The organism is Polynucleobacter sp. AP-RePozz3-80-G7, from assembly GCF_018882145.1.
Classification (GTDB): Bacteria; Pseudomonadota; Gammaproteobacteria; order Burkholderiales; family Burkholderiaceae; genus Polynucleobacter.
The window spans coordinates 792,341-811,929 of sequence record NZ_JACVPC010000001.1; the positions used below are offsets into that span (position 1 = coordinate 792,341).

The 19,589-nt window shown below is 46.5% G+C and carries 20 protein-coding genes; 14 read left to right on the forward strand and 6 right to left on the reverse strand.

All coding sequences use genetic code 11. The annotated features are described in order from the left end of the window. Nucleotides 1–82: 82 nt before the first annotated feature. Entirely contained in the window at nucleotides 83–2,488 is a 2,406-nt protein-coding gene (ppsA, locus tag ICE90_RS04320; RefSeq protein ID WP_251368523.1) for a phosphoenolpyruvate synthase, read from the forward strand. A gap of 89 nt (nucleotides 2,489–2,577) precedes the next feature. Here ppsA and ICE90_RS04325 read toward each other — a convergent pair whose 3' ends face one another. The 5 genes from ICE90_RS04325 to smpB all read right to left on the reverse strand — a co-directional run bounded on the left by ICE90_RS04325 (nucleotide 2,578) and on the right by smpB (nucleotide 7,336). Then, the gene (locus ICE90_RS04325; protein ID WP_216157314.1) at nucleotides 2,578–3,462 is read right to left on the reverse strand and encodes a peptidase; all 885 of its coding nucleotides are present in this window, start codon (nucleotides 3,460–3,462) and stop codon (nucleotides 2,578–2,580) included. Between the two features lie 56 nt (nucleotides 3,463–3,518). Then, entirely contained in the window at nucleotides 3,519–4,316 is a 798-nt protein-coding gene (locus ICE90_RS04330; RefSeq protein WP_215321709.1) for a transglutaminase family protein, read from the reverse strand. Nucleotides 4,317–4,333: 17 nt separating this feature from the next. Then, on the reverse strand, nucleotides 4,334–5,311 hold the full coding sequence (locus ICE90_RS04335) for an alpha-E domain-containing protein (protein WP_215321710.1): 978 nt from the start codon (nucleotides 5,309–5,311) through the stop codon (nucleotides 4,334–4,336). A gap of 26 nt (nucleotides 5,312–5,337) precedes the next feature. After that, entirely contained in the window at nucleotides 5,338–6,750 is a 1,413-nt protein-coding gene (locus ICE90_RS04340; protein WP_215322276.1) for a circularly permuted type 2 ATP-grasp protein, read from the reverse strand. A gap of 133 nt (nucleotides 6,751–6,883) precedes the next feature. Further along, nucleotides 6,884–7,336, reverse strand: coding sequence for an SsrA-binding protein SmpB (smpB, locus tag ICE90_RS04345; protein ID WP_072583017.1), 453 nt, complete (start codon nucleotides 7,334–7,336; stop codon nucleotides 6,884–6,886). 25 nt (nucleotides 7,337–7,361) lie between these two features. On the opposite strand from smpB, the gene ICE90_RS04350 reads away from it, so the two are divergent. The 13 genes from ICE90_RS04350 to ICE90_RS04410 all read left to right on the forward strand — a co-directional run bounded on the left by ICE90_RS04350 (nucleotide 7,362) and on the right by ICE90_RS04410 (nucleotide 18,705). Beyond that, a complete protein-coding gene (locus ICE90_RS04350) occupies nucleotides 7,362–7,793 on the forward strand; it encodes a type II toxin-antitoxin system RatA family toxin (protein WP_215359568.1) in 432 nt (143 codons plus the stop codon). After that, nucleotides 7,771–8,136: an RnfH family protein gene (locus tag ICE90_RS04355; protein WP_370623839.1), complete on the forward strand. Its 366-nt coding sequence runs from the start codon at nucleotides 7,771–7,773 to the stop codon at nucleotides 8,134–8,136. The genes ICE90_RS04350 and ICE90_RS04355 overlap by 23 nt, the downstream gene beginning before the upstream one ends. Nucleotides 8,137–8,162: 26 nt before the next feature. Next, nucleotides 8,163–9,626 carry an IMP dehydrogenase gene (gene guaB / locus ICE90_RS04360; RefSeq protein ID WP_215359572.1) on the forward strand — a complete coding sequence of 488 codons (1,464 nt, stop codon included), beginning with the start codon at nucleotides 8,163–8,165 and terminating at the stop codon, nucleotides 9,624–9,626. 36 nt (nucleotides 9,627–9,662) lie between these two features. Then, nucleotides 9,663–11,270 (forward strand): glutamine-hydrolyzing GMP synthase, encoded by a 1,608-nt coding sequence (gene guaA / locus ICE90_RS04365; RefSeq protein WP_216191107.1) that lies wholly within the window; start codon nucleotides 9,663–9,665, stop codon nucleotides 11,268–11,270. Between the two features lie 30 nt (nucleotides 11,271–11,300). Continuing rightward, on the forward strand, nucleotides 11,301–12,098 hold the full coding sequence (locus tag ICE90_RS04370) for a ferritin-like domain-containing protein (protein ID WP_216191112.1): 798 nt from the start codon (nucleotides 11,301–11,303) through the stop codon (nucleotides 12,096–12,098). 36 nt (nucleotides 12,099–12,134) lie between these two features. Continuing rightward, complete coding sequence (locus tag ICE90_RS04375) at nucleotides 12,135–14,006, forward strand: radical SAM protein (RefSeq protein WP_255533289.1); 1,872 nt, start codon at nucleotides 12,135–12,137, stop codon at nucleotides 14,004–14,006. A gap of 64 nt (nucleotides 14,007–14,070) precedes the next feature. Continuing rightward, on the forward strand, nucleotides 14,071–14,772 hold the full coding sequence (locus tag ICE90_RS04380; protein WP_216191113.1) for a hypothetical protein: 702 nt from the start codon (nucleotides 14,071–14,073) through the stop codon (nucleotides 14,770–14,772). Continuing rightward, nucleotides 14,748–15,476: a hypothetical protein gene (locus ICE90_RS04385; RefSeq protein WP_216191114.1), complete on the forward strand. Its 729-nt coding sequence runs from the start codon at nucleotides 14,748–14,750 to the stop codon at nucleotides 15,474–15,476. Before ICE90_RS04380 ends, ICE90_RS04385 begins: the two co-directional genes overlap by 25 nt. A gap of 28 nt (nucleotides 15,477–15,504) precedes the next feature. Then, nucleotides 15,505–16,158, forward strand: coding sequence for a 7-carboxy-7-deazaguanine synthase (gene queE / locus ICE90_RS04390; protein ID WP_216157247.1), 654 nt, complete (start codon nucleotides 15,505–15,507; stop codon nucleotides 16,156–16,158). 35 nt (nucleotides 16,159–16,193) lie between these two features. Continuing rightward, on the forward strand, nucleotides 16,194–16,658 hold the full coding sequence (gene queD, locus ICE90_RS04395) for a 6-carboxytetrahydropterin synthase QueD (protein WP_216191115.1): 465 nt from the start codon (nucleotides 16,194–16,196) through the stop codon (nucleotides 16,656–16,658). After that, nucleotides 16,659–17,117, forward strand: coding sequence for a tRNA adenosine(34) deaminase TadA (gene tadA / locus ICE90_RS04400; RefSeq protein ID WP_216157241.1), 459 nt, complete (start codon nucleotides 16,659–16,661; stop codon nucleotides 17,115–17,117). Next, nucleotides 17,114–18,058 (forward strand): LD-carboxypeptidase, encoded by a 945-nt coding sequence (locus ICE90_RS04405; protein WP_216191116.1) that lies wholly within the window; start codon nucleotides 17,114–17,116, stop codon nucleotides 18,056–18,058. The genes tadA and ICE90_RS04405 overlap by 4 nt, the downstream gene beginning before the upstream one ends. Continuing rightward, on the forward strand, nucleotides 18,058–18,705 hold the full coding sequence (locus tag ICE90_RS04410) for a heme-binding protein (protein WP_255533290.1): 648 nt from the start codon (nucleotides 18,058–18,060) through the stop codon (nucleotides 18,703–18,705). Before ICE90_RS04405 ends, ICE90_RS04410 begins: the two co-directional genes overlap by 1 nt. Here the strand turns inward: ICE90_RS04410 and ICE90_RS04415 are convergent. Next, a complete protein-coding gene (locus tag ICE90_RS04415; RefSeq protein WP_216191118.1) occupies nucleotides 18,702–19,589 on the reverse strand; it encodes a 23S rRNA (adenine(2030)-N(6))-methyltransferase RlmJ in 888 nt (295 codons plus the stop codon). The two genes, ICE90_RS04410 and ICE90_RS04415, sit on opposite strands and share 4 nt — an antisense overlap.

The following is a 19,589-nucleotide window of genomic DNA, read 5'->3' on the forward strand; positions in this document are numbered from 1 at the left end:
AGCACTACAATAGAGTCATATTAAAGCACGCCCCCTTTAGGGTGGCCGCTACACCAGTTTCCTTATCTTTTGAGAGTATTTTATGTCCAACCAACAGCAACAAAATAGCAGTATGGCTGATGCCTACGTTTTGCCTTTTGAACAACTCCGCATGACTGATGTTGAATCGGTTGGTGGTAAGAATGCGTCATTAGGAGAGATGATTTCTCAGTTGGCGTCTACTGGGGTTCGTGTTCCTACGGGTTTTGCAACGACTTCGTTAGCATTCCGTGACTTTCTAAAGCACAACAATTTGACTGAGCGCATTCAACAGCGCTTGGAAGGCTTGAATATTGATGATGTGCGCGCATTGGCGCAAGCTGGTGCAGAAATTCGTAGCTGGATTGAGACAGCGCCATTTCAACCAAAGTTGGACGAAGAAATTCGTAAAGCATTTTCTGTATTGGATGACTCTGGTAAAGGTTCATTTGCGGTACGTTCATCAGCTACTGCCGAAGACTTGCCAGATGCTTCTTTTGCTGGTCAGCAAGAAACCTTTTTGAACGTCGAAGGTATTGATGATGTTCTAAAGAAGATTCGTGAAGTATTTGCTTCTTTGTATAACGATCGCGCGATCTCCTACCGTGTTCATAAGGGCTTTGCCCACGCTGAAGTAGCCTTATCTGCTGGTATTCAACGCATGGTTCGTTCTGACTTGGGCGCTGCTGGCGTGATGTTTACTCTGGACACCGAGTCAGGATTTGAGGATGTAGTTTTCATTACCTCAAGCTATGGCTTGGGCGAGACCGTAGTACAGGGCGCAGTAAATCCAGACGAGTTTTATGTTTTTAAAACCACTTTGGCTCAAGATAAGAAGGCAATCATTCGCCGCTCCTTAGGCTCTAAGTTGATTCAGATGCAATTTGCCCCTAAAGGCTCTGCAGAAAAAGTACAAACTGTTGATGTCACTCCAGAAAAGCGTAACCGCTTCTCTTTGGAGGATGTGGATATCACTGAGTTGGCTAAGTACGCAGTGATCATTGAGAAACACTACGGTCGTCCAATGGACATCGAGTGGGGTAAAGATGGTCAAGATGGCCGTATCTATATCTTGCAAGCGCGCCCTGAGACTGTAAAGAGTCAAGCTGCTGGTCAAGTGGAGATGCGCTACAAATTAAAAGGTAGCTCAAAGGTATTGGCAAAAGGTCGTGCGATTGGTCAAAAGATTGGCGCAGGTCCAGTACGCATTATTCGTGACCCAAGCGAGATGGATCGTGTTCAGCCAGGAGATGTCTTGGTTGCCGATATGACTGACCCGAACTGGGAACCAGTCATGAAGCGTGCTTCAGCGATTGTGACTAATCGTGGTGGACGCACATGTCACGCAGCGATCATTGCCCGTGAATTAGGCGTACCTGCGGTTGTTGGTTGCGGTGATGCCACTGAGCACTTGCAAGACGGCATGATGGTGACGGTTTCTTGTGCTGAAGGTGACGAAGGCCATATTTATGATGGCTTGATCGAAACCGAAGTGACTGAAGTATCTCGTGGCGTATTGCCAGAGATTCCAGTGAAGATCACCATGAATATCGGCAATCCTCAGCTGGCATTTGATTTCTGCCAGATCCCGAATGCTGGTGTTGGCTTGGCTCGCCTTGAGTTCATTATTAACAACTACATTGGTGTGCATCCACGTGCTGTATTGGAATATCCAAATATTGACCCTGACCTCAAGCGTGCAGTTGAGAGTGTTGCTCGTGGCTATGCAAGCCCACGTCAGTTTTACGAAGACAAGCTGGTTGAGGGTGTAGCAACTATTGCTGCTGCTTTCTATCCAAAGCCAGTGATTGTTCGTTTGTCAGACTTCAAGTCCAATGAATATAAGAAGTTAATTGGCGGATCGCGTTACGAGCCTGATGAAGAGAATCCAATGTTGGGATTCCGTGGTGCGTCACGTTACGTTTCTGAAGACTTTGGCGAAGCCTTTGCTCTCGAGTGCGCAGCAATGAAGCGTGTTCGTGAAGATATGGGCTTGGATAACGTAGAAATCATGGTTCCGTTTGTACGTACTATCAATCAGGCTAAGCGCGTGATCGACATGATGGAGAAGTTTGGCCTGAAGCGTGGTGTGAATGGTTTGCGTCTCATCATGATGTGTGAGATCCCATCTAATGCGATTTTGGCTGATCAGTTCCTGGAGTACTTTGATGGTTTCTCAATCGGCTCAAACGATATGACTCAATTAACATTGGGTCTAGATCGTGACTCCGGTATGGAATTGTTGGCTATCGACTTTGATGAGCGTGATCCAGCGGTAGAGTTCATGATTGCTCGTTCAATTGATGCTTGCCGTAAGCAAAACAAATATGTTGGTATTTGCGGTCAAGGTCCTTCAGATCACCCAGACTTTGCCCGTTGGTTGGTTGAAAAGGGAATTACCTCAATCTCATTAAATCCAGATAGCGTAGTGGCTACTTGGGAGATGTTGGGTAAGAATTTAAAAGCCTAAACCAAAGCAGATAGCGTTAACGCAAAAGGCCTAGATTTTTTCTAGGCCTTTTTGTTTGTAAATGCATCCAACACTTCATTAATGGAGGATTATTTTCTCTTTGCAGCCACCTTCTTCGGTGCCATCTTCTTTACGGGGGTAGCCTTAGTTGTTCTTGTGGCCTTTTGAGCTCTCGCCTTAGATGGTGGATGATTGATAGGAACAATCCCCATTTTTTTAGCAGGAGTGGAGATATCACTCGATTTATGAGCGCCGCTCCAACTGGGTTCCGCTATGGAGTTAAAAGCCTCGCGTAGTTTCTCGCCCCAGGCTTGATGGATCATTGCGAAATAGGGGTTTGCATCATCTAGAGTCACGAGCTTCGTGGCTTTCAGAGAATTTATTTCGTAAACCAACATATCCAGAGGTAGTCCAACCGAAATATTACTTTTCAAGGTGGAGTCCATGGAGATGAGGGCGCACTTAGTTGCCAGATTAAGCGGTGTATTGAAATTGAGTACTCGGTCTAAGATGGGCTTGCCGTACTTAGATTCACCAATCTGGAAATAGCAAGTCTCGGGTGTAGCCTCAATAAAGTTCCCAGCCGAATAAATATTAAATAGGCGCGGTTTCTCACCTTTTACTTGACCACCAAAAATCATATTGCAGTTAAATTCAAGGCCCGATTTTTCAAGTGCGGCATGATCACGTTCATACACTTGTTTAATAGCATCACCCACAACAACAGCAGCTTCATAGGAGTTTTTGGCTGTCCAGAGGTTCTTGCCCTTAAAAAGCTGTCCTTGCAGCAGGATTTCTTTAACGGATTGGGTAATGGCGAGATTGCCCGCACTCATTAAGGTAAAGAAGCGATCCTTGTTTTGAAACAAGGTCATCTTTCTAAAGGTGCCGATTTGGTCGACGCCAGCATTTGTCCGGGTATCGGATAAGAAAACAAGACCATCTTTTAGGCAAAGCCCAACGCAATACGTCATACACAGACCCTCTTCATTATTTCCTGGGATTATCTCTTAAATATCCCAGAGGGTTGCTATAGCAGCTGTTGAATCGAAATGTTAGCGCTGAGTTCTTCTCCACCGCCGCCAGAGCGGACCCCTTTAACAGGCGCGGCGGAATAATAATCTCGACCAATAGCAAGGCGAATATGACGTGAGTCAACTAAGCAGGCGTGGGTGATATCTACGCCGGTCCAGATGCCTTTATCGATATCGCTACAAAAGTCAATCCAAGCATGGCTAGCAAGATTTGGAGATTCTTCTGCAAAGAAATAACCACTGACATATCGAGCGGGAATTCCAGAGGCGCGACAGAGACTTAACATAATGTGGGCATGATCTTGGCAAACACCAGATTTCATGGCGAAGGATTGAGCTGCAGTAGTGGCAAAGTTCGTTTGGCCAGGAGAATACACAATCAAGCCTTGAACTGCCTCAGCAAGTTTAAGTATTTGATCAACTGAATTTTTCTTTGGAATGCCATAAGAGAAATATTCCAACATTTCGTCTGTAGGCTCAGTCAGATTGGTTTGTTGCAGTAAGTAGTAAGGCGAAACTGCTTTAGCATCATCTAAAAACTCATATGCATCTTGTGTATGCACTTCACCTTCAGCCTCAATCATCATTGAGGTGTAAGGGCTCTCCTGCACGAATACACTGCAAAGATTGCCAAAAGTATCTATAGAGCTAGATGCTTTAATTGGCGTGCTAATTCTCCATTTGTCGACTTGTTGGCCAGCGAGAGTAGGAGGCGTCAAGCGCAACTCTTGTATGGAATAACGCACCGGTGTTTCATAGCGATATTCCGTGCGATGGCGAATTTTAAGATGCATATAGTCTTTGTGATTTCTTAGGCAACAGCCAGTGGAATGAGATAAGCATTGCTAAACTCATCGGCTATGAAGTTAATGCGCTCTAAGAAAGCCTCAATAAATTCTTCCAGGCCTTGCTCAAATACCTCATCAATATCAGAGTAATCCAAACTTGCCTTGAGCTTTCCAAGCAAACGTTCAATTTCTTTGGATTGCTGATTCTTAACTTCGGAAATGAGGGGGATTAACTCATTGACGCAGGATACCAAGGATCGTGGCATTTGTTTATTGAAGATGAGTAGTTGTGCGACTTGTTTTGGTGTGACTTGATCAGAATAAATTTGACGATAGATCTCAAATGCTGAGACGGAGCGCAGTAACGCCGCCCAGTGATAGAAGTCAAAGAATTCACCGTCTGTACCATCTTCCGAGGATTTCTTGGCGCCAAGAACTCTCAGGGCTGCTGGGTCCTCATACTTAGTTTCCAAAATACGTGCGGTGTTGTCGGCGCGTTCTAGCAGGGTTCCCACATTGATAAAGTAAAAGGCCTCATTCTTCAGCATCGTGCCGTATAGAACACCCCTAAAGAGGTGGCAGCGGTGCTTGACCCACTCCAAAAGGCGACTAGGATCAGCTTGATGTCTTGCCTCTAGGATGCGCTGCAGCTCAAGCCACGTAGTGTTTTGGGTTTCCCAAACCTCGGAAGTAATCTTGCCGCGGATAACGCGTGCGTTCTCACGCGCTGCAAAAAGGCAAGAAACGATACTAGAGGGATTACTGGTCTCATAAATCATGAAGTCCAAAACATTCTCACGATTAACGACATCATATTTGCTGAGGAAGGCTTCTTCCAACTTAGAAATAGTGAGTAATTTTTTCCAACTCTGCTCTAAAAACTCTGCAGGCTGTGGAAGTAGTGAGGTTTGATGGTTTACATCGAGCATGCGGGCAGTATTCTCTGCGCGCTCGGTGTAACGGGCCATCCAATAAAGACAATCAGCGGTACGACTCAACATATTTTCTTATTCCCCATACTCTTCATTCACTCTTCCAATACCCAGGTATCTTTAGTTCCGCCACCTTGGGAGGAGTTCACTACTAAAGAGCCTTCTTTGAGTGCAACCCTAGTCAATCCACCAGGAACCATCTTGATAGTTTTGCCTGAGAGAACAAAGGGTCTTAAGTCGATATGTCTTGGAGCAACGCCTGATTCAACAAAGGTAGGGCAGGTGGATAGTGCCAATGTAGGTTGCGCAATATATTTATCTGGATTAGCGATGAGATGAGTTCTAAATTCTTCAATCTCTGCTTTGGTTGATGCCGGACCAACTAACATGCCATATCCACCGGCACCATGGGTCAGCTTCACCACCAACTTATCCAGATTGGCTAATGTATAAGCTAAGTCATCTGCCTTACGGCACTGGAAAGTGGGAACGTTATTAAGAATCGGTTTCTCACCAAGATAAAACTCGATCATCTCGGGTACATATGGGTAGATAGATTTGTCATCAGCAATACCAGTGCCAATTGCATTTGCCAGTGTCACGTTACCAGCGCGGTGTGCAGATAAGAGTCCTGCAACACCCAGGGTGGAGTCAGAGCGAAATGCCAACGGATCCAAGAAGTCATCATCAACGCGGCGATAGATTACATCAACGCGCTCAGGCCCTTGAGTAGTTCGCATAAAGACTTGTTCATTTTTCACAAATAAGTCTTTACCCTCTACTAACTCAACACCCATCTGCTGCGCGAGGTAGCTGTGCTCAAAGTAAGCGGAGTTATACATGCCTGGAGTCAACACAACAACGTTTGGTTTTTTAACGTCATCCGGTTTAACTGACTTGAGGCATTCCAATAAAAGATCGGGGTAGTGCTCTACAGGAGCAATGCGATATTTTTGAAAGAGGTCAGGGAAGAGTCGCATCATCATCTTGCGGTCTTCAACCATATAAGACACGCCAGACGGAACTCGCAAGTTATCTTCTAAAACGTAGAACTCACCTTCGCCGGCGCGAACGATATCTATTCCTGCAATTTGTGCGTAGATGTCGCGCGGTATGCTGACGTTGCGCATTTCGGGGCGATATTGCGCATTGTTATAAATCTGTTCAGCTGGAACAATGCCTGCCTTAATAATGTCTTCATCGTGATACACGTCGTAGATAAAGCGATTAAGTGCTTTGACTCGTTGGCGTAATCCAGCTTCTAATTGCTCCCACTCTTTGGCAGTAAAGATGCGCGGTACTTGATCGAAAGGAATGGTTCTTTCTGAACCTAGGTCATCTCCATAGACGGCGAAGGTGATGCCCACTCTTCTAAAGATCAGATCTGCTTCAGCGCGTTTGAGACCCATGAGGGTGTCACTTTGCTGCTTCAGCCAGTTGTGAAAGATTTGGTAGTGGGGACGCGCTTTGCCTGCGGCGTCGAGCATTTCGTCAAAAGGCAATTTCATAGTTACCAAACTAATGCCTTTATAAAAGCTGGAATGACTCATTTGAAGCGGCTTGGTGCCGAATTGCACTATAAAGGTGCATAAATGCTCAAATATTCGCTCCTAAGGGTAGTCTACCCCAGTTTTTCTGGGATTAAGCGTTTAAATCGCCTCTGGCAATGCGACCTTTTTGGACTTCCCACTCACGTTCTTTAGTGGCTGCGCGTTTGTCATGTTGCTTTTTGCCTCTGGCTAGACCAATCTCACACTTCACATTTCCTTTGGAGAAATGTAGGTTGAGCGGTACCAGGGTGTAGCCCTTTTGCTCTACTTTGCCGATGAGTTTTTTAATTTCGATAGCATTGAGCAGGAGCTTTCTAGTGCGGGTGCTATCGGGAACGATATGGGTGGAGGCTGAGAGTAGGGGGGTGATATGGCAGCCGATCAAAAATAGCTCCGCCTTGCGAATGACGACATACGCTTCTTTGACGTGCACGCGCCCTGCTCGGATGGCTTTCACTTCCCAGCCTTCCAACACAAGCCCTGCCTCAAAGCGCTCCTCGATAAAATAATCAAAGAAGGCTTTTTTGTTATCGACGATACTCATATTTATTTAGCTCTCAAGAACGATTATGGCAGACGTCTACAAGACCGTTTTAATTGGCCAATCAGCCGACCGTATGTACGGCTTAGTGACCGATGTCGCCCGCTATCCTGAGTTCCTGCCTTGGTGTGGTGGGGTAGAAATTTTTGAGCAGACTGAGACCGTGCTCGACGCCAAAATTAATATTCATTTCAAGGGCATTACCCAGTATTTTCATACTCGAAATGTGAATCACCGCCCTGAAACGATTGATATGGTCTTTGTAGACGGCCCGTTTAAGCACTTCTCTGGGCAGTGGAACTTTATCCCTTTGCGGGAAGATGCTTGTAAGGTGGAGTTCAAGCTGCACTGGGAGTTCAAGAGCGTCATTCTGGACAAGATTATTGGCCCAGTATTTGGACATATAGCCGGCACCTTTGTTGACTGCTTTGTAAAGCGTGCCGAAGACCTCTATGGCTGAGCGCTCGCTTGACCTCATTCTCTGTGATGCCAGGCAGGGTAAGCCAGAACTTAAGGCGTTCAAGCTCCTTCTATCAGCCAAAGAGTCACCTACGATTGGTCTAGCCCTCATTAGAGCTGGAATCGCAGTTGGTCCAGACGACCCTGTTTTAGCCAGAAAAGGCTGCTTCGGGGTCTTTGGTAAGCGCAAGGACTGGGATAGTCCCATTTATCCTGGAGATCGTCTAGAGCTCTATTCCCCGCTATTAATCGACCCTAAGACGGTTCGGCGTAAGAAGGCTAATCAGAACCAGGATGCCAAATTCCAGGCTGCCGCAGCTAAAAGAAAGGCTAGGAGGCTATAATCTGTTTTTGCGACTAGGGGTTTTGCATGCGACTCATTCAAAAAGCACTCACTTTTGACGATGTGCTCCTCGTACCGGCTTATTCATCGGTACTCCCTCGAGATGCCAGCTTGGCAAGTAAGTTAACTCGAGATATTTCACTCAATACACCATTGGTGTCCGCAGCTATGGATACCGTCACTGAAGGTCGTTTGGCAATTGCTATGGCTAGTGAGGGTGGCATTGGTATTGTTCATAAAAACTTAAAGCCTGCTGAGCAAGCGCGTGAGGTGGCTAAAGTGAAGCGATATGAATCTGGTGTTCTGCGTGATCCAATCACGATTAGTCCAGATGTCACTTTGCGTCAAGTGATCCAACTTTCTCGTGAACATGGTTTCTCAGGATTCCCAGTGCTCGTTGGTAAAGAGGTTGTTGGCATTATTACGAATCGCGATTTGCGTTTCGAAGAAGACTTAGATGCTCCAGTAAAAACCAAGATGACTCCACGTGAGCGTTTGATTACCGTGAAAGAAGGCTGTTCATTGGATGAAGCAAAACGCTTAATGAGCCATCATCGTTTAGAGCGTGTATTGGTTGTCAATGACAAGTTTGAACTGCGTGGCCTCATTACTGTTAAAGACATCCTCAAGGCAACCGAACATCCGAATGCTTGTAAAGATAGCGAAGGTAAGTTGCGCGTTGGCGCAGCAGTAGGTGTTGGTCCTGATAATGATGAGCGTATTGAGTTATTGGTGCGCGCTGGTGTTGATGTGATCGTAGTTGATACAGCTCACGGCCATAGCCAAGGCGTATTGGATCGCGTGAAGTGGGTTAAGAAAAACTATCCACATGTGCAAGTGATTGGCGGCAATATTGCTACTGGTGATGCTGCTAAGGCATTAGCTGATCATGGCGCTGATGGTGTCAAGGTTGGTATTGGCCCTGGCTCAATTTGTACAACACGTATTGTTGCTGGCGTAGGCGTTCCACAAATCACTGCGATTGTGAATGTGGCAACCGCCCTTAAAGGCACTGGCATTCCATTGATTGCTGATGGTGGCATACGTTACTCAGGTGACGTTGCAAAAGCATTAGCTGCTGGCGCCAGTTCAGTCATGATGGGTGGTATGTTCGCTGGAACCGAAGAAGCCCCAGGCGAGGTATTCTTATACCAAGGACGTTCTTACAAGAGCTATCGCGGTATGGGTTCTTTGGGCGCGATGGCGGATGGTTCTGCTGATCGTTACTTCCAAAGCGATATTGTTGCGAATGCAGAGAAGCTAGTGCCAGAAGGTATTGAAGGTCAGGTGCCATACAAAGGTAGCGTATTGGCAATCTTGCATCAGCTCACTGGCGGCATTCGTTCTTCTATGGGCTATCTCGGTTGCAAGACCATTGATGAGCTCCATGAAAAAGCTAACTTCGTAGAAATCACTTCAGCTGGCGTGCGCGAGTCGCATGTTCATGATGTGAAAATCACTAAAGAAGCGCCAAATTACCATATTGATTAACAACTAAAAAAAGCTGAAATAAAGGCTGATCTTTTCGTGCACGACAAAATACTGATTCTCGACTTTGGTTCACAAGTAACTCAACTTATTGCTCGACGTGTGCGCGATGGACGTGTGTATTCAGAGATCCATCCTTACGATTGCGATCCTGAATTCATTCGTAAGTTTGTTCAGGAGCAAGGTGGCAAAGGCATCATTCTTTCTGGCGGTCCAAGTTCGGTAACCGAAGATGGTAGCCCCCGTGCGCCTCAAATCGTTTTTGAGCTTGGTGTTCCTGTTTTAGGAATTTGCTACGGTATGCAAACCATGGCTACTCAGTTGGGTGGTGCAGTTGCCTCTGCAGAGTCCTTAGGTAAAGCGCGTGAGTTTGGTTACTCCGAAGTGCGCGCTCGTGGGCACACAAATTTGCTTAAAGGCATTCAGGACTTCTCCACCAGCGAAGGTCATGGGATTTTGAAGGTGTGGATGAGTCATGGCGACTCAGTCACCTCAATGCCGCCTGCGTTTAAGTTGATGGCCTCTACTGAGTCTTGTCCAATTGCTGGCATGGCGGATGAAGAGCGTCGCTTCTATGCATTTCAGTTTCATCCAGAGGTCACTCATACCATTCAAGGCACTGCAATCATTGAGCGCTTTGTACACGAGATTTGCCAATGCAAACCTGACTGGGTAATGGGTGACTACACTGCAGAAGCAGTTGAGAATATTCGCAAGCAAGTTGGAAATGAAGAAGTCATTCTGGGCTTGTCTGGCGGTGTCGACTCCAGTGTTGCGGCAGCTTTAATTCATCGCGCGATTGGAGATCAGCTCACTTGCGTATTTGTCGATCATGGCCTACTTCGCTTAAATGAAGGCGATATGGTGATGGAAATGTTTGCACGCAATTTGGGTGTGAAGGTTATCCGCGTTGATGCCAAAGAAAAATTCATGGGTGAGTTGGCTGGTGTTGCCGATCCAGAAGCTAAGCGGAAGATCATCGGTAAAGAATTCGTAGAAATTTTCCAGACTGAGTCTGGAAAAATCGAGAATGCTAAGTGGCTTGCCCAGGGAACGATCTACCCTGACGTCATCGAGTCTGCAGGTAAGGGCAAGAAGGGTGCACACACGATCAAGAGTCACCATAACGTTGGTGGCTTACCTGAAGACATGCATCTCAAATTGCTTGAGCCCTTGCGTGAGCTCTTCAAGGATGAGGTCCGTGAACTTGGAGTGGCCTTAGGTCTTCCTCGTGAGATGGTGTATCGCCATCCATTCCCAGGGCCAGGTCTTGGCGTGCGGATTTTGGGTGAGGTCAAAGCAGAGTTTGCGAGCTTGCTGCAACGTGCTGACGCCATTTTCATTGAAGAGTTGCGCAATACGATTGATGAAGCAAGTCAAAAATCTTGGTATGACCTTACTAGCCAAGCGTTCGCTGTTTTCTTGCCGGTGAAGTCAGTTGGTGTGATGGGTGATGGTAGAACTTACGAATATGTTGTTGCTCTCAGAGCAGTCCAAACCCAAGACTTTATGACAGCGCATTGGGCGCACTTGCCACATGAGTTGTTGGGTAAGGTTTCCAATCGCATCATCAATGAAGTGCGCGGCATTAACCGTGTCGTATACGATATCAGTGGAAAACCACCCGCAACGATCGAGTGGGAATAAGGGGTAGGCGATTTAAGCCTGCCAATATTCATGCTTGAGTTACGCGAAGCTTCACTCGCAATCCTAGTAAGCACTGATGCACAAAACAAAGTAAGTCAGTTATTCAGTTTGTTTGGTAGCTATCACAAACAACAAATTACTCTGGATGTTGCCCATAAGATAGATGCTCAAGGCCTTTCTTTGCCTGGGCGTCCGCTAAAGCCAGAATTAGTGCTTCCTAAGCTTGTTCCTAAAAGAAGAATGGATACCCCTGAAGGAAGGGCGGGCTTATTGCACTCACTCGCCCATATTGAATTTAATGCGATGAACCTTGCGCTAGATGCAATCTGGCGTTTCCCAGATATGCCCAAGGAATACTATGAGGACTGGTTAAAGGTTGCCAAAGAAGAGGCCTATCACTTCAGTTTAGTAAATGAGTATTTGCATGCGCTGGGGTTTTCTTATGGAGATTTCCCCGCCCACAATAGTTTGTGGGAGATGGTCGAACGAACAACGGATTCTGTAATTGCCAGAATGGCCTTGGTACCCAGAACAATGGAAGCAAGAGGCTTAGATGCGGTACCAGCGATTCGGGATCGCTTCAAACAAATTAAAGAAGTTCGTGCGGTGGAGATATTGGAAATTATTCTCAATGATGAAATCGGCCATGTGTTGATTGGCAATCGTTGGTTTAATTTCTTATGTACTCAAGATAATATTTCTCCAATCACTACTTATCGAGAGTTGGCTGCCAAATATCGTGCGCCTGTTTTAAAGCCCCCATTTAATATGGAGGCCCGCAAGCAAGCTGGTTTCACATCCGAAGAGTTAAGCCTTCTCGGGGCATAGCAGATGAACATGAAGGTATTGAGCCTCATTCCACCCATGACCCAACTGAACACGCCGTATCCTTCTACGGCGTATCTCACGGGATTCTTGAGGTCTCGTGGTGTTGACGCCGTTCAAGAGGATCTTGCCTTAGCTTTAGTGCTCAGTTTCTTTACTCCAGAGGGCATGTCTGAGATTCATGCTCAAGCCCTCAATGTTCCTGAGGAGAGTCGCAGTGCCAGCGTCAATTTTTTCCTAGACTACTTTGATTCCTATCAATCTACTATTGCCCCAACGATTAGCTTCTTACAGGGGCGCGATAGCACTTTAAGTCATCGCATCAATACCCGGGATTTTTTACCGGAGGGCCCACGCTTTGCTTCTCTTGATGCATTTGATGATGAAGAGGCGGGCGATCCTTTGTCTTGGGCCTTTGGCGCTTTAGGGTCTCAAGATAGGGCGCGTCATTTAGCCACCCTTTATCTCAATGATTTATCTGATGTATTGCGTGATGCTGTTGATGACCGCTTTGAATTCGTGCGTTATGCAGAATCCTTGGCAAGTAGTCAGCCTACCTTTACACCTTTGGCTGGTGCGCTCCAGGCTAAACCAACGCTCATGGACCTGCATTTACAAGAGTTAGCCAGTAAAGCGATTGAGCGTCACCAGCCGAATGTAGTGCTCCTATCCGTACCCTTCCCCGGGGCAATGTATGCGGCCTTGCGTATAGCTCAGGTAATTAAAAAATCACATCCAGAAATCAAGATTGCTTTGGGTGGTGGTTATGTCAATACTGAGCTTCGAGCGTTATCCGACGCTCGTATCTTTGATTATGTGGATTTCATTACGCTAGATTCTGGGGAGAGACCGCTGCTTGCTTTGCTCGAGCACATTGGTGGCAAACGCTCCGCCGAACGATTGGTGCGCACCTTTATGCGGAATGCTAGTAAGCAAGTGCAATACCTCAATTGGCAAGAACTTGATGTGCCTTTTGAAGAGGTTGGTACTGCCACTTGGGATGGGTTGCCGCTGGATTCTTATTTATCTCTTTTGGATATGCTCAATCCGATGCATCGCCTATGGAGCGACGGCCGCTGGAATAAGCTGACTGTTGCGCATGGCTGTTATTGGAAAAAGTGTAGCTTCTGCGATGTGTCTCTTGATTACATCTCTCGTTATGAAACTGCGTCAGCCAGTTTATTGGTAGATCGTATTGAGCAAATTGTTGAGGAAACTGGGCAGACAGGATTTCATTTTGTCGATGAAGCTGCGCCACCTAAAATATTAAAAGCACTGGCTGAGGAGCTCATTCGCCGCAAGGTGCTAATTTCTTGGTGGGGCAATATTCGCTTTGAGAAAACCTTCACACCTGAATTGGCGGAGCTGTTAGCCAAGAGTGGATGCATTGCGATGTCTGGAGGTCTCGAAGTGGCCTCTGATCGCCTACTCAATCTCATGAAAAAGGGCGTATCGGTTGAGCAGGTTGCTCAAGTTACCAAGGGTTTCTCCGATGCCGGCATTTTGGTCCATGCTTACTTAATGTATGGCTTTCCTACACAAACCGCCCAAGAGACGGTGGATGCATTGGAATATGTGAGACAGTTATTTGAGAATGGCTGCATACAAAGCGGATTCTTTCATCGTTTTATCTGCACCGTACATTCTCCTGTAGGTCAAAATCCACAAGAGTATGGAATTGAACTCATTCCTTTGCCAGAAATCACCTTTGCCAAGAATGATGTTGCCTTTATTGATCCTACTGGAGTTGATCATGACATCCTTGGTCAGGGGCTAAAAAAGGCCATTTATAACTATATGCATGGCGTAGGATTTGAGATAAAAACTCAGTCTTGGTTTGATGGTTTGGGCGTTGCGGTACCTAAGACAACAGTTTCTAAGAGTTTTATTGAGAAGGCTTTATACCGCTAACCCACCTCTATAAATCAGACTTACAATTATTTTGTCAAGTTCTCAATTAACGCAGGAGAAATCCATGAATTTATCGCGTCGCACTTTTATTGCGTCAGCAGCATTAGCTCCAGTAGCTTGTGGCCTTCCTCTTTCCTATGAGCGCGGGACGCCAGTTACTCAACCAATCCCCCTGCCAACAGTTCGCGCTCCGCAAGTAGGTCAGGAGTGGTCTTATATCAAGCGTAATGTGTTTGATGGAAAAAACTTAGGAATTATTACTGAGCGCGTTGCTAGCGTTGGCTCTGCCATTGTGATTGAGCGTACGGACGAAACCGGTGGCAAGCTGCCAAATGAAGTGCAGGGCCCATGGGGTGTTGTGCAGACCGATCCACAATGGTCTCGAACGATTAGTTTTAATCCAGCTATCCCGTTATGGCCAACAGAGCTGACTTCCAGTTGGAATAAACAACTCAACACTAAATACAAAATTGCGGGCTATTTCGATACGGCTTATGGCTGGCAGGAATTTATGGGTGCGCATGGCTGGGAGCAGATTACTGTGCCTGCAGGAACATTCTTAACCTTGCGTTATCAAAACCTCATTAACTATGAGAGCAATGATGACAATAAGGTCAATTGCATTCGCAAAGAAACGATTTGGTTTGCGCCGAGTATTGGGCGCTGGGTAGCACGAGAGTCCTCTGGTTCGTACATGATTCAGGGGCAGTTAGGCATGCCAAATTTAGAGGATAGTTTTCAATGGCAGCTGACTTCTTACAAGTAAGCACGTTACGTCGCTTTGTCTTATTGATGCTGCCCGTCTTGCTGGCGGCATGCATCTCATCCCAGCCCTACCCCCGGGGTATTCTTGAGCCTCAGCCCATACTGGCTCCAGTTGTAAGGGCACCCAAGGTTGGTCAAGAATGGGTTTATCAAGTTCGAAATGTATTTAATCAAGAGATTGTAGATACCGTCACCGAAAGAGTAGTTTCCGTTGGTAATGAAGTACGTATTGCTCGTACGAGTCTTAAGGCGGGATCGCTTCCTGATGAAATCCAATCACCCTGGGGTTTTGTTGTGCAAGACCCCCATTGGAAGCCAGCTCAGAAATTCTCAAAGCCTATCCCGATATGGCCCCTACAATTGCAGGCCGGCTGGAATGAATTCTTTACAACCCAATATCAAGTGCCGGGATACCCTGATGGCAGTTATTACTGGGGTCTTGGCATGACTGCATCGCAATGGGAGCACATTCAGACTCCTGCAGGGCAATTTTTGGTATTTCAGATTCATAATGAAATCCCAAATTTTGTCAGCAACGACCTATTTAGGGTCGGCAATGAGCGGCAAGAGGACTTGTGGTTTGCGCCAGAAATCGGGCGCTGGGTTATTCGGCGTTCTTCGGGCCGTTACATCACTCCCGGGGTCTATTGGGCTAATGCCTACTGGGAGGATTATCTGGAGTGGGAGTTAATCTCCTGGAAATAGGCATTGCGCTTAAAATAGGTGCACTGCTATGTATACCGTTAAAGAACTATTTCCCACACTTCAAGGCGAAGGCACCCACACTGGTAGAGCTGCCGTATTTTGTCGCTTTGCTGGATGCAATCTTTGGAGTGGACGTGAAGAAGATCGCGCCACTGCTATTTGTCAATTTTGCGATACCGATTTTGTAGGTAGCGATGGTGCTGGCGGCGGTAAGTTTGAAACTGCTGCCTCACTTGCTGATGCAATCGAGGCTTCATGGCGTAGCACTTCGGCTGGTCCGCAGCAGCGTTATGTGGTTTTCACAGGTGGAGAGCCGCTCTTGCAATTAGACGAGGAGTTGATTGCAGCACTTCATCAAAAAGGTTTCGAAGTGGCGATTGAAACGAACGGCACCATTAAAGTTCCTAAAGGAGTTGATTGGGTTTGTGTAAGTCCTAAAGCTGGTTCTGATCTGATTGTTCTTCAAGCGGATGAGTTAAAGCTAGTGATCCCGCAAAATGACCATAAGGCATTAGAAAAACTCATGGCCCGCTTTGAGGGTATGGATTATCGCAATCGTTTCTTGCAGCCCATGGATGGGCATAACCTCAAAAGTAATACTGAGTTAGCAGTAAGCTTATGTCAAAAGCGTCCCTTGTGGAGGTTGAGTCTGCAGTCTCATAAGCTGATTGGGATTCGATAGTTGACCAAGCTCAAATAGGATTAATTAAGCACCGAATGACAAATAAACAGCCTGCCATCTCCATTACCCGTCGCCTTGAGTTTGACTCCGGGCATCGTATCCCCAATCATGATGGTCAATGTCGCCATCTGCACGGACATCGTTATGCAATTGAAGTTACGCTAACTGGTGGTGTAGCTGATCATCCTGGTAAAGCGGATGATGGCATGGTACTCGACTTTGGCGATATCAAGCGCTTAACAAACCAATATGTAGTAGATCTTTGGGATCATGCATTTTTAGTGGCCAAAGAGGATGAAGGTTTGGTTACTTTCCTGTCGACTTTGCCTGGCCACAAAACCGTCATCATGGAGCACGTTCCTACTGTTGAGAACTTGGCTAACGCGGCCTTTGCAATATTGAAGCCAGTGTTTAGCAAAGCTTTTAGTGGTCGCCTAGAACTCTCTTCTATTCGTCTTTATGAGACGCCCAATTGCTGGGCTGACGTTCATTCTGTCTAAATGACGCAAACAGAGCTTGACCTGCAATATATGCGTATGGCAATTGAGCAAGCTCAGTTGGCAGCGCAATCAGGTGAGGTTCCCGTAGGCGCAGTGCTAGTTCGGGATGGCCAAGTCATCTCGAGGACATTTAACAAGCCGATTGCAAACCATGATCCTAGTGCTCATGCTGAAATGCTGGCCTTGCGAGAAGCGGCGCTAGCCGAAGAGAATTACCGTATCCCAGGTAGCACCATATATGTCACTCTTGAGCCTTGTGCAATGTGCTCCGGTGCTATGCTCCATGCTAGGATTGATCGAGTGGTTTATGGGGCACCAGATCCCAAAACAGGCGCTGCTGGTAGCGTGCTAGATATATTTTCTTCAAAACAGATTAATCACCAGACCAGTGTTGAAGGTGGCATCATGAGTGAAGAGTGCGGTCAATTGCTGCGTGATTTTTTTAAGGGGCGACGTTGAAATCTATTCACCTCATTGCTCCCTCTGGGGCAAGCTTAGATAGTAAAAGTCCATTAGCTGGTATTGACTGGTTTGGACGTCAAGGTATTGCTATCCAAAACGTAGATTGCATACATCGTGTCCATGAGCGCTTCGCTGGCAACGATGATGAACGTCTTACTGAGTTAAATGCCATATCCAAATTAGAGCCTCAGACTGTAGTGATGTCTATGCGCGGGGGCTATGGTCTCCATCGCTTGCTACCCGGTATTGAGTGGCAAGCAATTGAAAGGGCTATTAAAAACGGCTTGCAAGTCTGTGGTCATAGTGATTTCACTGTCTTTCAGTTGGGATTGCTGGCAAAAACTGGCGCCATTTCTTTGGCTGGTCCGATGTTGAACTATGACTTTGGAAGGTTGGGTGATGATGGTGTACCGGTAGTGCCGGATGAGTTTATGTGGAAGCATTTCCAGGCCGCAGTGCTAGACCGAAAGCTGGATTGCCAAGTATCGACCCCTCAGTCTTTCTTAGGTAAAAAAGATGCACGCCCGATCGCGGGTTTATTGTGGGGCGGTAATTTAACGGTTCTGGCAGCTTTAGTTGGCACTCCATACCTTCCAAGCACTAAGCAAACGCAAGGCGGGATTTTATTTTTGGAGGATGTGAATGAGCATCCATATCGAATTGAAAGAATGTTGATGCAACTTTTAGATGCAGGCATTCTTTCAAATCAAGCAGCCATATTGTTGGGTGGATTTTCTGCCTATCGTCTTTATGACAACGATAAGGGGTATTCGTTCGAGCGCGCTATTGAGGCGATTCGCAAACGTCTGCCTGAAGCAATTCCAATCTTGACTGGGCTGCCATTCGGGCATCAGGCCAATAAATTAACCTTGCCTATTGGTGCCCAAGCTGATTTAAATTGCAATTTATATGGATTTGAACTTAAAGCGCAGTGGTAATGTTTACCGAGGCCCATGCGGGAAACTCTTTGTTTAAAAGTCTTTTATTTTTCATTGCGCTCACCCTTACAGGAGCAGTCATGGCAACCGAAGAGCCAAAATATGCTGTTCTCGAAAAAGAATCACCTTTTGAAATCCGCTCTTATGCACCAATGATTGTTGCTGAGGTGCAGGTTGAAGGTGATTTGGATGAGGCCTCGAGTCAAGGATTTCGCTTGATTGCCGCTTATATTTTTGGTCAGAATCAAGTGAGCGAAAAAATTGCAATGACTGCGCCAGTGACGGTCGAAGATCAATCCGTTAAGAGCGCAAAGATTGCAATGACTGCACCGGTGGGTATTGAGTCTAAATCCGGAAAATGGACAGTGTCGTTCGTGATGCCTGCTGAATATACTATGGAATCGATACCCAAGCCTATGAGTCCGCAAGTGCAATTACGCCAAATTCCCGCGTTGAAAAAGGCAGTCATTAGTTTTAGTGGTTTTTATAATAGCCAGAAAGTGGCTGAGAAAACGCTAGAACTAGAGCAGTGGATGAAGTCTCGTAATTTGCAAAGTACCGGCACTCCTAATTTCGCACGTTATAACCCGCCTTGGACCTTGCCCTTCATGCGTCGCAATGAAGTCATGCTCACTTTGCGTGACTAGTTCTTAGCTTCGAAGCTCTTCAATAAAAATTGGCCGCCGCCATTGATGCCTAAAGCCTTCGTCAAGGTTGGTAGTGCCTGCGCTAAATGTTTTTCTAAAGTCCATGGTGGGTTGATGATGAACATCCCGCTCGCTTGCAAACGGCGTTCGCCAGGCGCATTTTCAACGCGTAATTCTGCATGTAACCAAGAGCGTTTATGTGCGGTGGCAATTTTCTTTAGACGATCAGGCAGCGCCGCCGATTCTCTTCTGGGTAGTATCGGATACCAAATCGCATAGCAGCCAGTGGCAAAGCGTTGCAACGCCTCTTCCATGGCGAGCTCAAGATAACGATAGTCTTGCTTGTCTTCGTAAGAAGGATCTATTAATACTAGGCCGCGTCGACTGGGAGGGGGTAGCAGTCCTTTGAGTCTGGCAAAGCTATCCTCAGCATAAATATCAATCTGTTTAGACTGTTTTAGTTCACCAATATTGTGGCGCAGAATATCAATCTCTTTGGGGTGCAGCTCAAATAGCTTAAGTCGATCTTGTGGACGCAGCAGACGGGCCAGAATAAAGGGGGAGCCAGGATAGGTATTCAATTGCCCTTCAATATTCTCGGCATCAATGCACTTCAGGTACTCTTGAATGCTCTCGGGGATTGGAGTGTTTGCGCGATGGCAAGCTTCCACATATTGCTTGAGGCGAAAGATTCCGCCGTCAGCCTCTTTGCTTACTGTAGAAAAGCCATCTTGCAAGCTGTAGATGCCCGCACCTGCATGGGTATCAACAAAGGTAATGGCAACAGGCTTCTCTTGAAGGTATTGAACCAAGTGAATTAAGGTCAGGTGCTTTAGGATATCTGCGTGACTTCCCGCATGAAATGCATGTCGATAGCTAAACAT

What these genes read in the sequence shown, in the direction of transcription:
- ICE90_RS04410 (WP_255533290.1), top strand. Translation starts at nt 18,058, where the DNA reads ATGTTTACCGAGGCCCATGCGGGAAACTCTTTGTTTAAAAGTCTTTTA.
- ICE90_RS04325 (WP_216157314.1), bottom strand. Translation starts at nt 3,462, where the DNA reads ATGACGTATTGCGTTGGGCTTTGCCTAAAAGATGGTCTTGTTTTCTTA.
- guaB (WP_215359572.1), top strand. Translation starts at nt 8,163, where the DNA reads ATGCGACTCATTCAAAAAGCACTCACTTTTGACGATGTGCTCCTCGTA.
- smpB (WP_072583017.1), bottom strand. Translation starts at nt 7,336, where the DNA reads ATGAGTATCGTCGATAACAAAAAAGCCTTCTTTGATTATTTTATCGAG.
- ICE90_RS04350 (WP_215359568.1), top strand. Translation starts at nt 7,362, where the DNA reads ATGGCAGACGTCTACAAGACCGTTTTAATTGGCCAATCAGCCGACCGT.
- ICE90_RS04385 (WP_216191114.1), top strand. Translation starts at nt 14,748, where the DNA reads ATGGCAGCTGACTTCTTACAAGTAAGCACGTTACGTCGCTTTGTCTTA.
- tadA (WP_216157241.1), top strand. Translation starts at nt 16,659, where the DNA reads ATGACGCAAACAGAGCTTGACCTGCAATATATGCGTATGGCAATTGAG.
- ICE90_RS04375 (WP_255533289.1), top strand. Translation starts at nt 12,135, where the DNA reads ATGACCCAACTGAACACGCCGTATCCTTCTACGGCGTATCTCACGGGA.
- ICE90_RS04340 (WP_215322276.1), bottom strand. Translation starts at nt 6,750, where the DNA reads ATGAAATTGCCTTTTGACGAAATGCTCGACGCCGCAGGCAAAGCGCGT.
- ICE90_RS04415 (WP_216191118.1), bottom strand. Translation starts at nt 19,589, where the DNA reads ATGTTTAGCTATCGACATGCATTTCATGCGGGAAGTCACGCAGATATC.
- ppsA (WP_251368523.1), top strand. Translation starts at nt 83, where the DNA reads ATGTCCAACCAACAGCAACAAAATAGCAGTATGGCTGATGCCTACGTT.
- ICE90_RS04335 (WP_215321710.1), bottom strand. Translation starts at nt 5,311, where the DNA reads ATGTTGAGTCGTACCGCTGATTGTCTTTATTGGATGGCCCGTTACACC.
- ICE90_RS04380 (WP_216191113.1), top strand. Translation starts at nt 14,071, where the DNA reads ATGAATTTATCGCGTCGCACTTTTATTGCGTCAGCAGCATTAGCTCCA.
- ICE90_RS04330 (WP_215321709.1), bottom strand. Translation starts at nt 4,316, where the DNA reads ATGCATCTTAAAATTCGCCATCGCACGGAATATCGCTATGAAACACCG.
- ICE90_RS04370 (WP_216191112.1), top strand. Translation starts at nt 11,301, where the DNA reads ATGCTTGAGTTACGCGAAGCTTCACTCGCAATCCTAGTAAGCACTGAT.
- queE (WP_216157247.1), top strand. Translation starts at nt 15,505, where the DNA reads ATGTATACCGTTAAAGAACTATTTCCCACACTTCAAGGCGAAGGCACC.
- queD (WP_216191115.1), top strand. Translation starts at nt 16,194, where the DNA reads ATGACAAATAAACAGCCTGCCATCTCCATTACCCGTCGCCTTGAGTTT.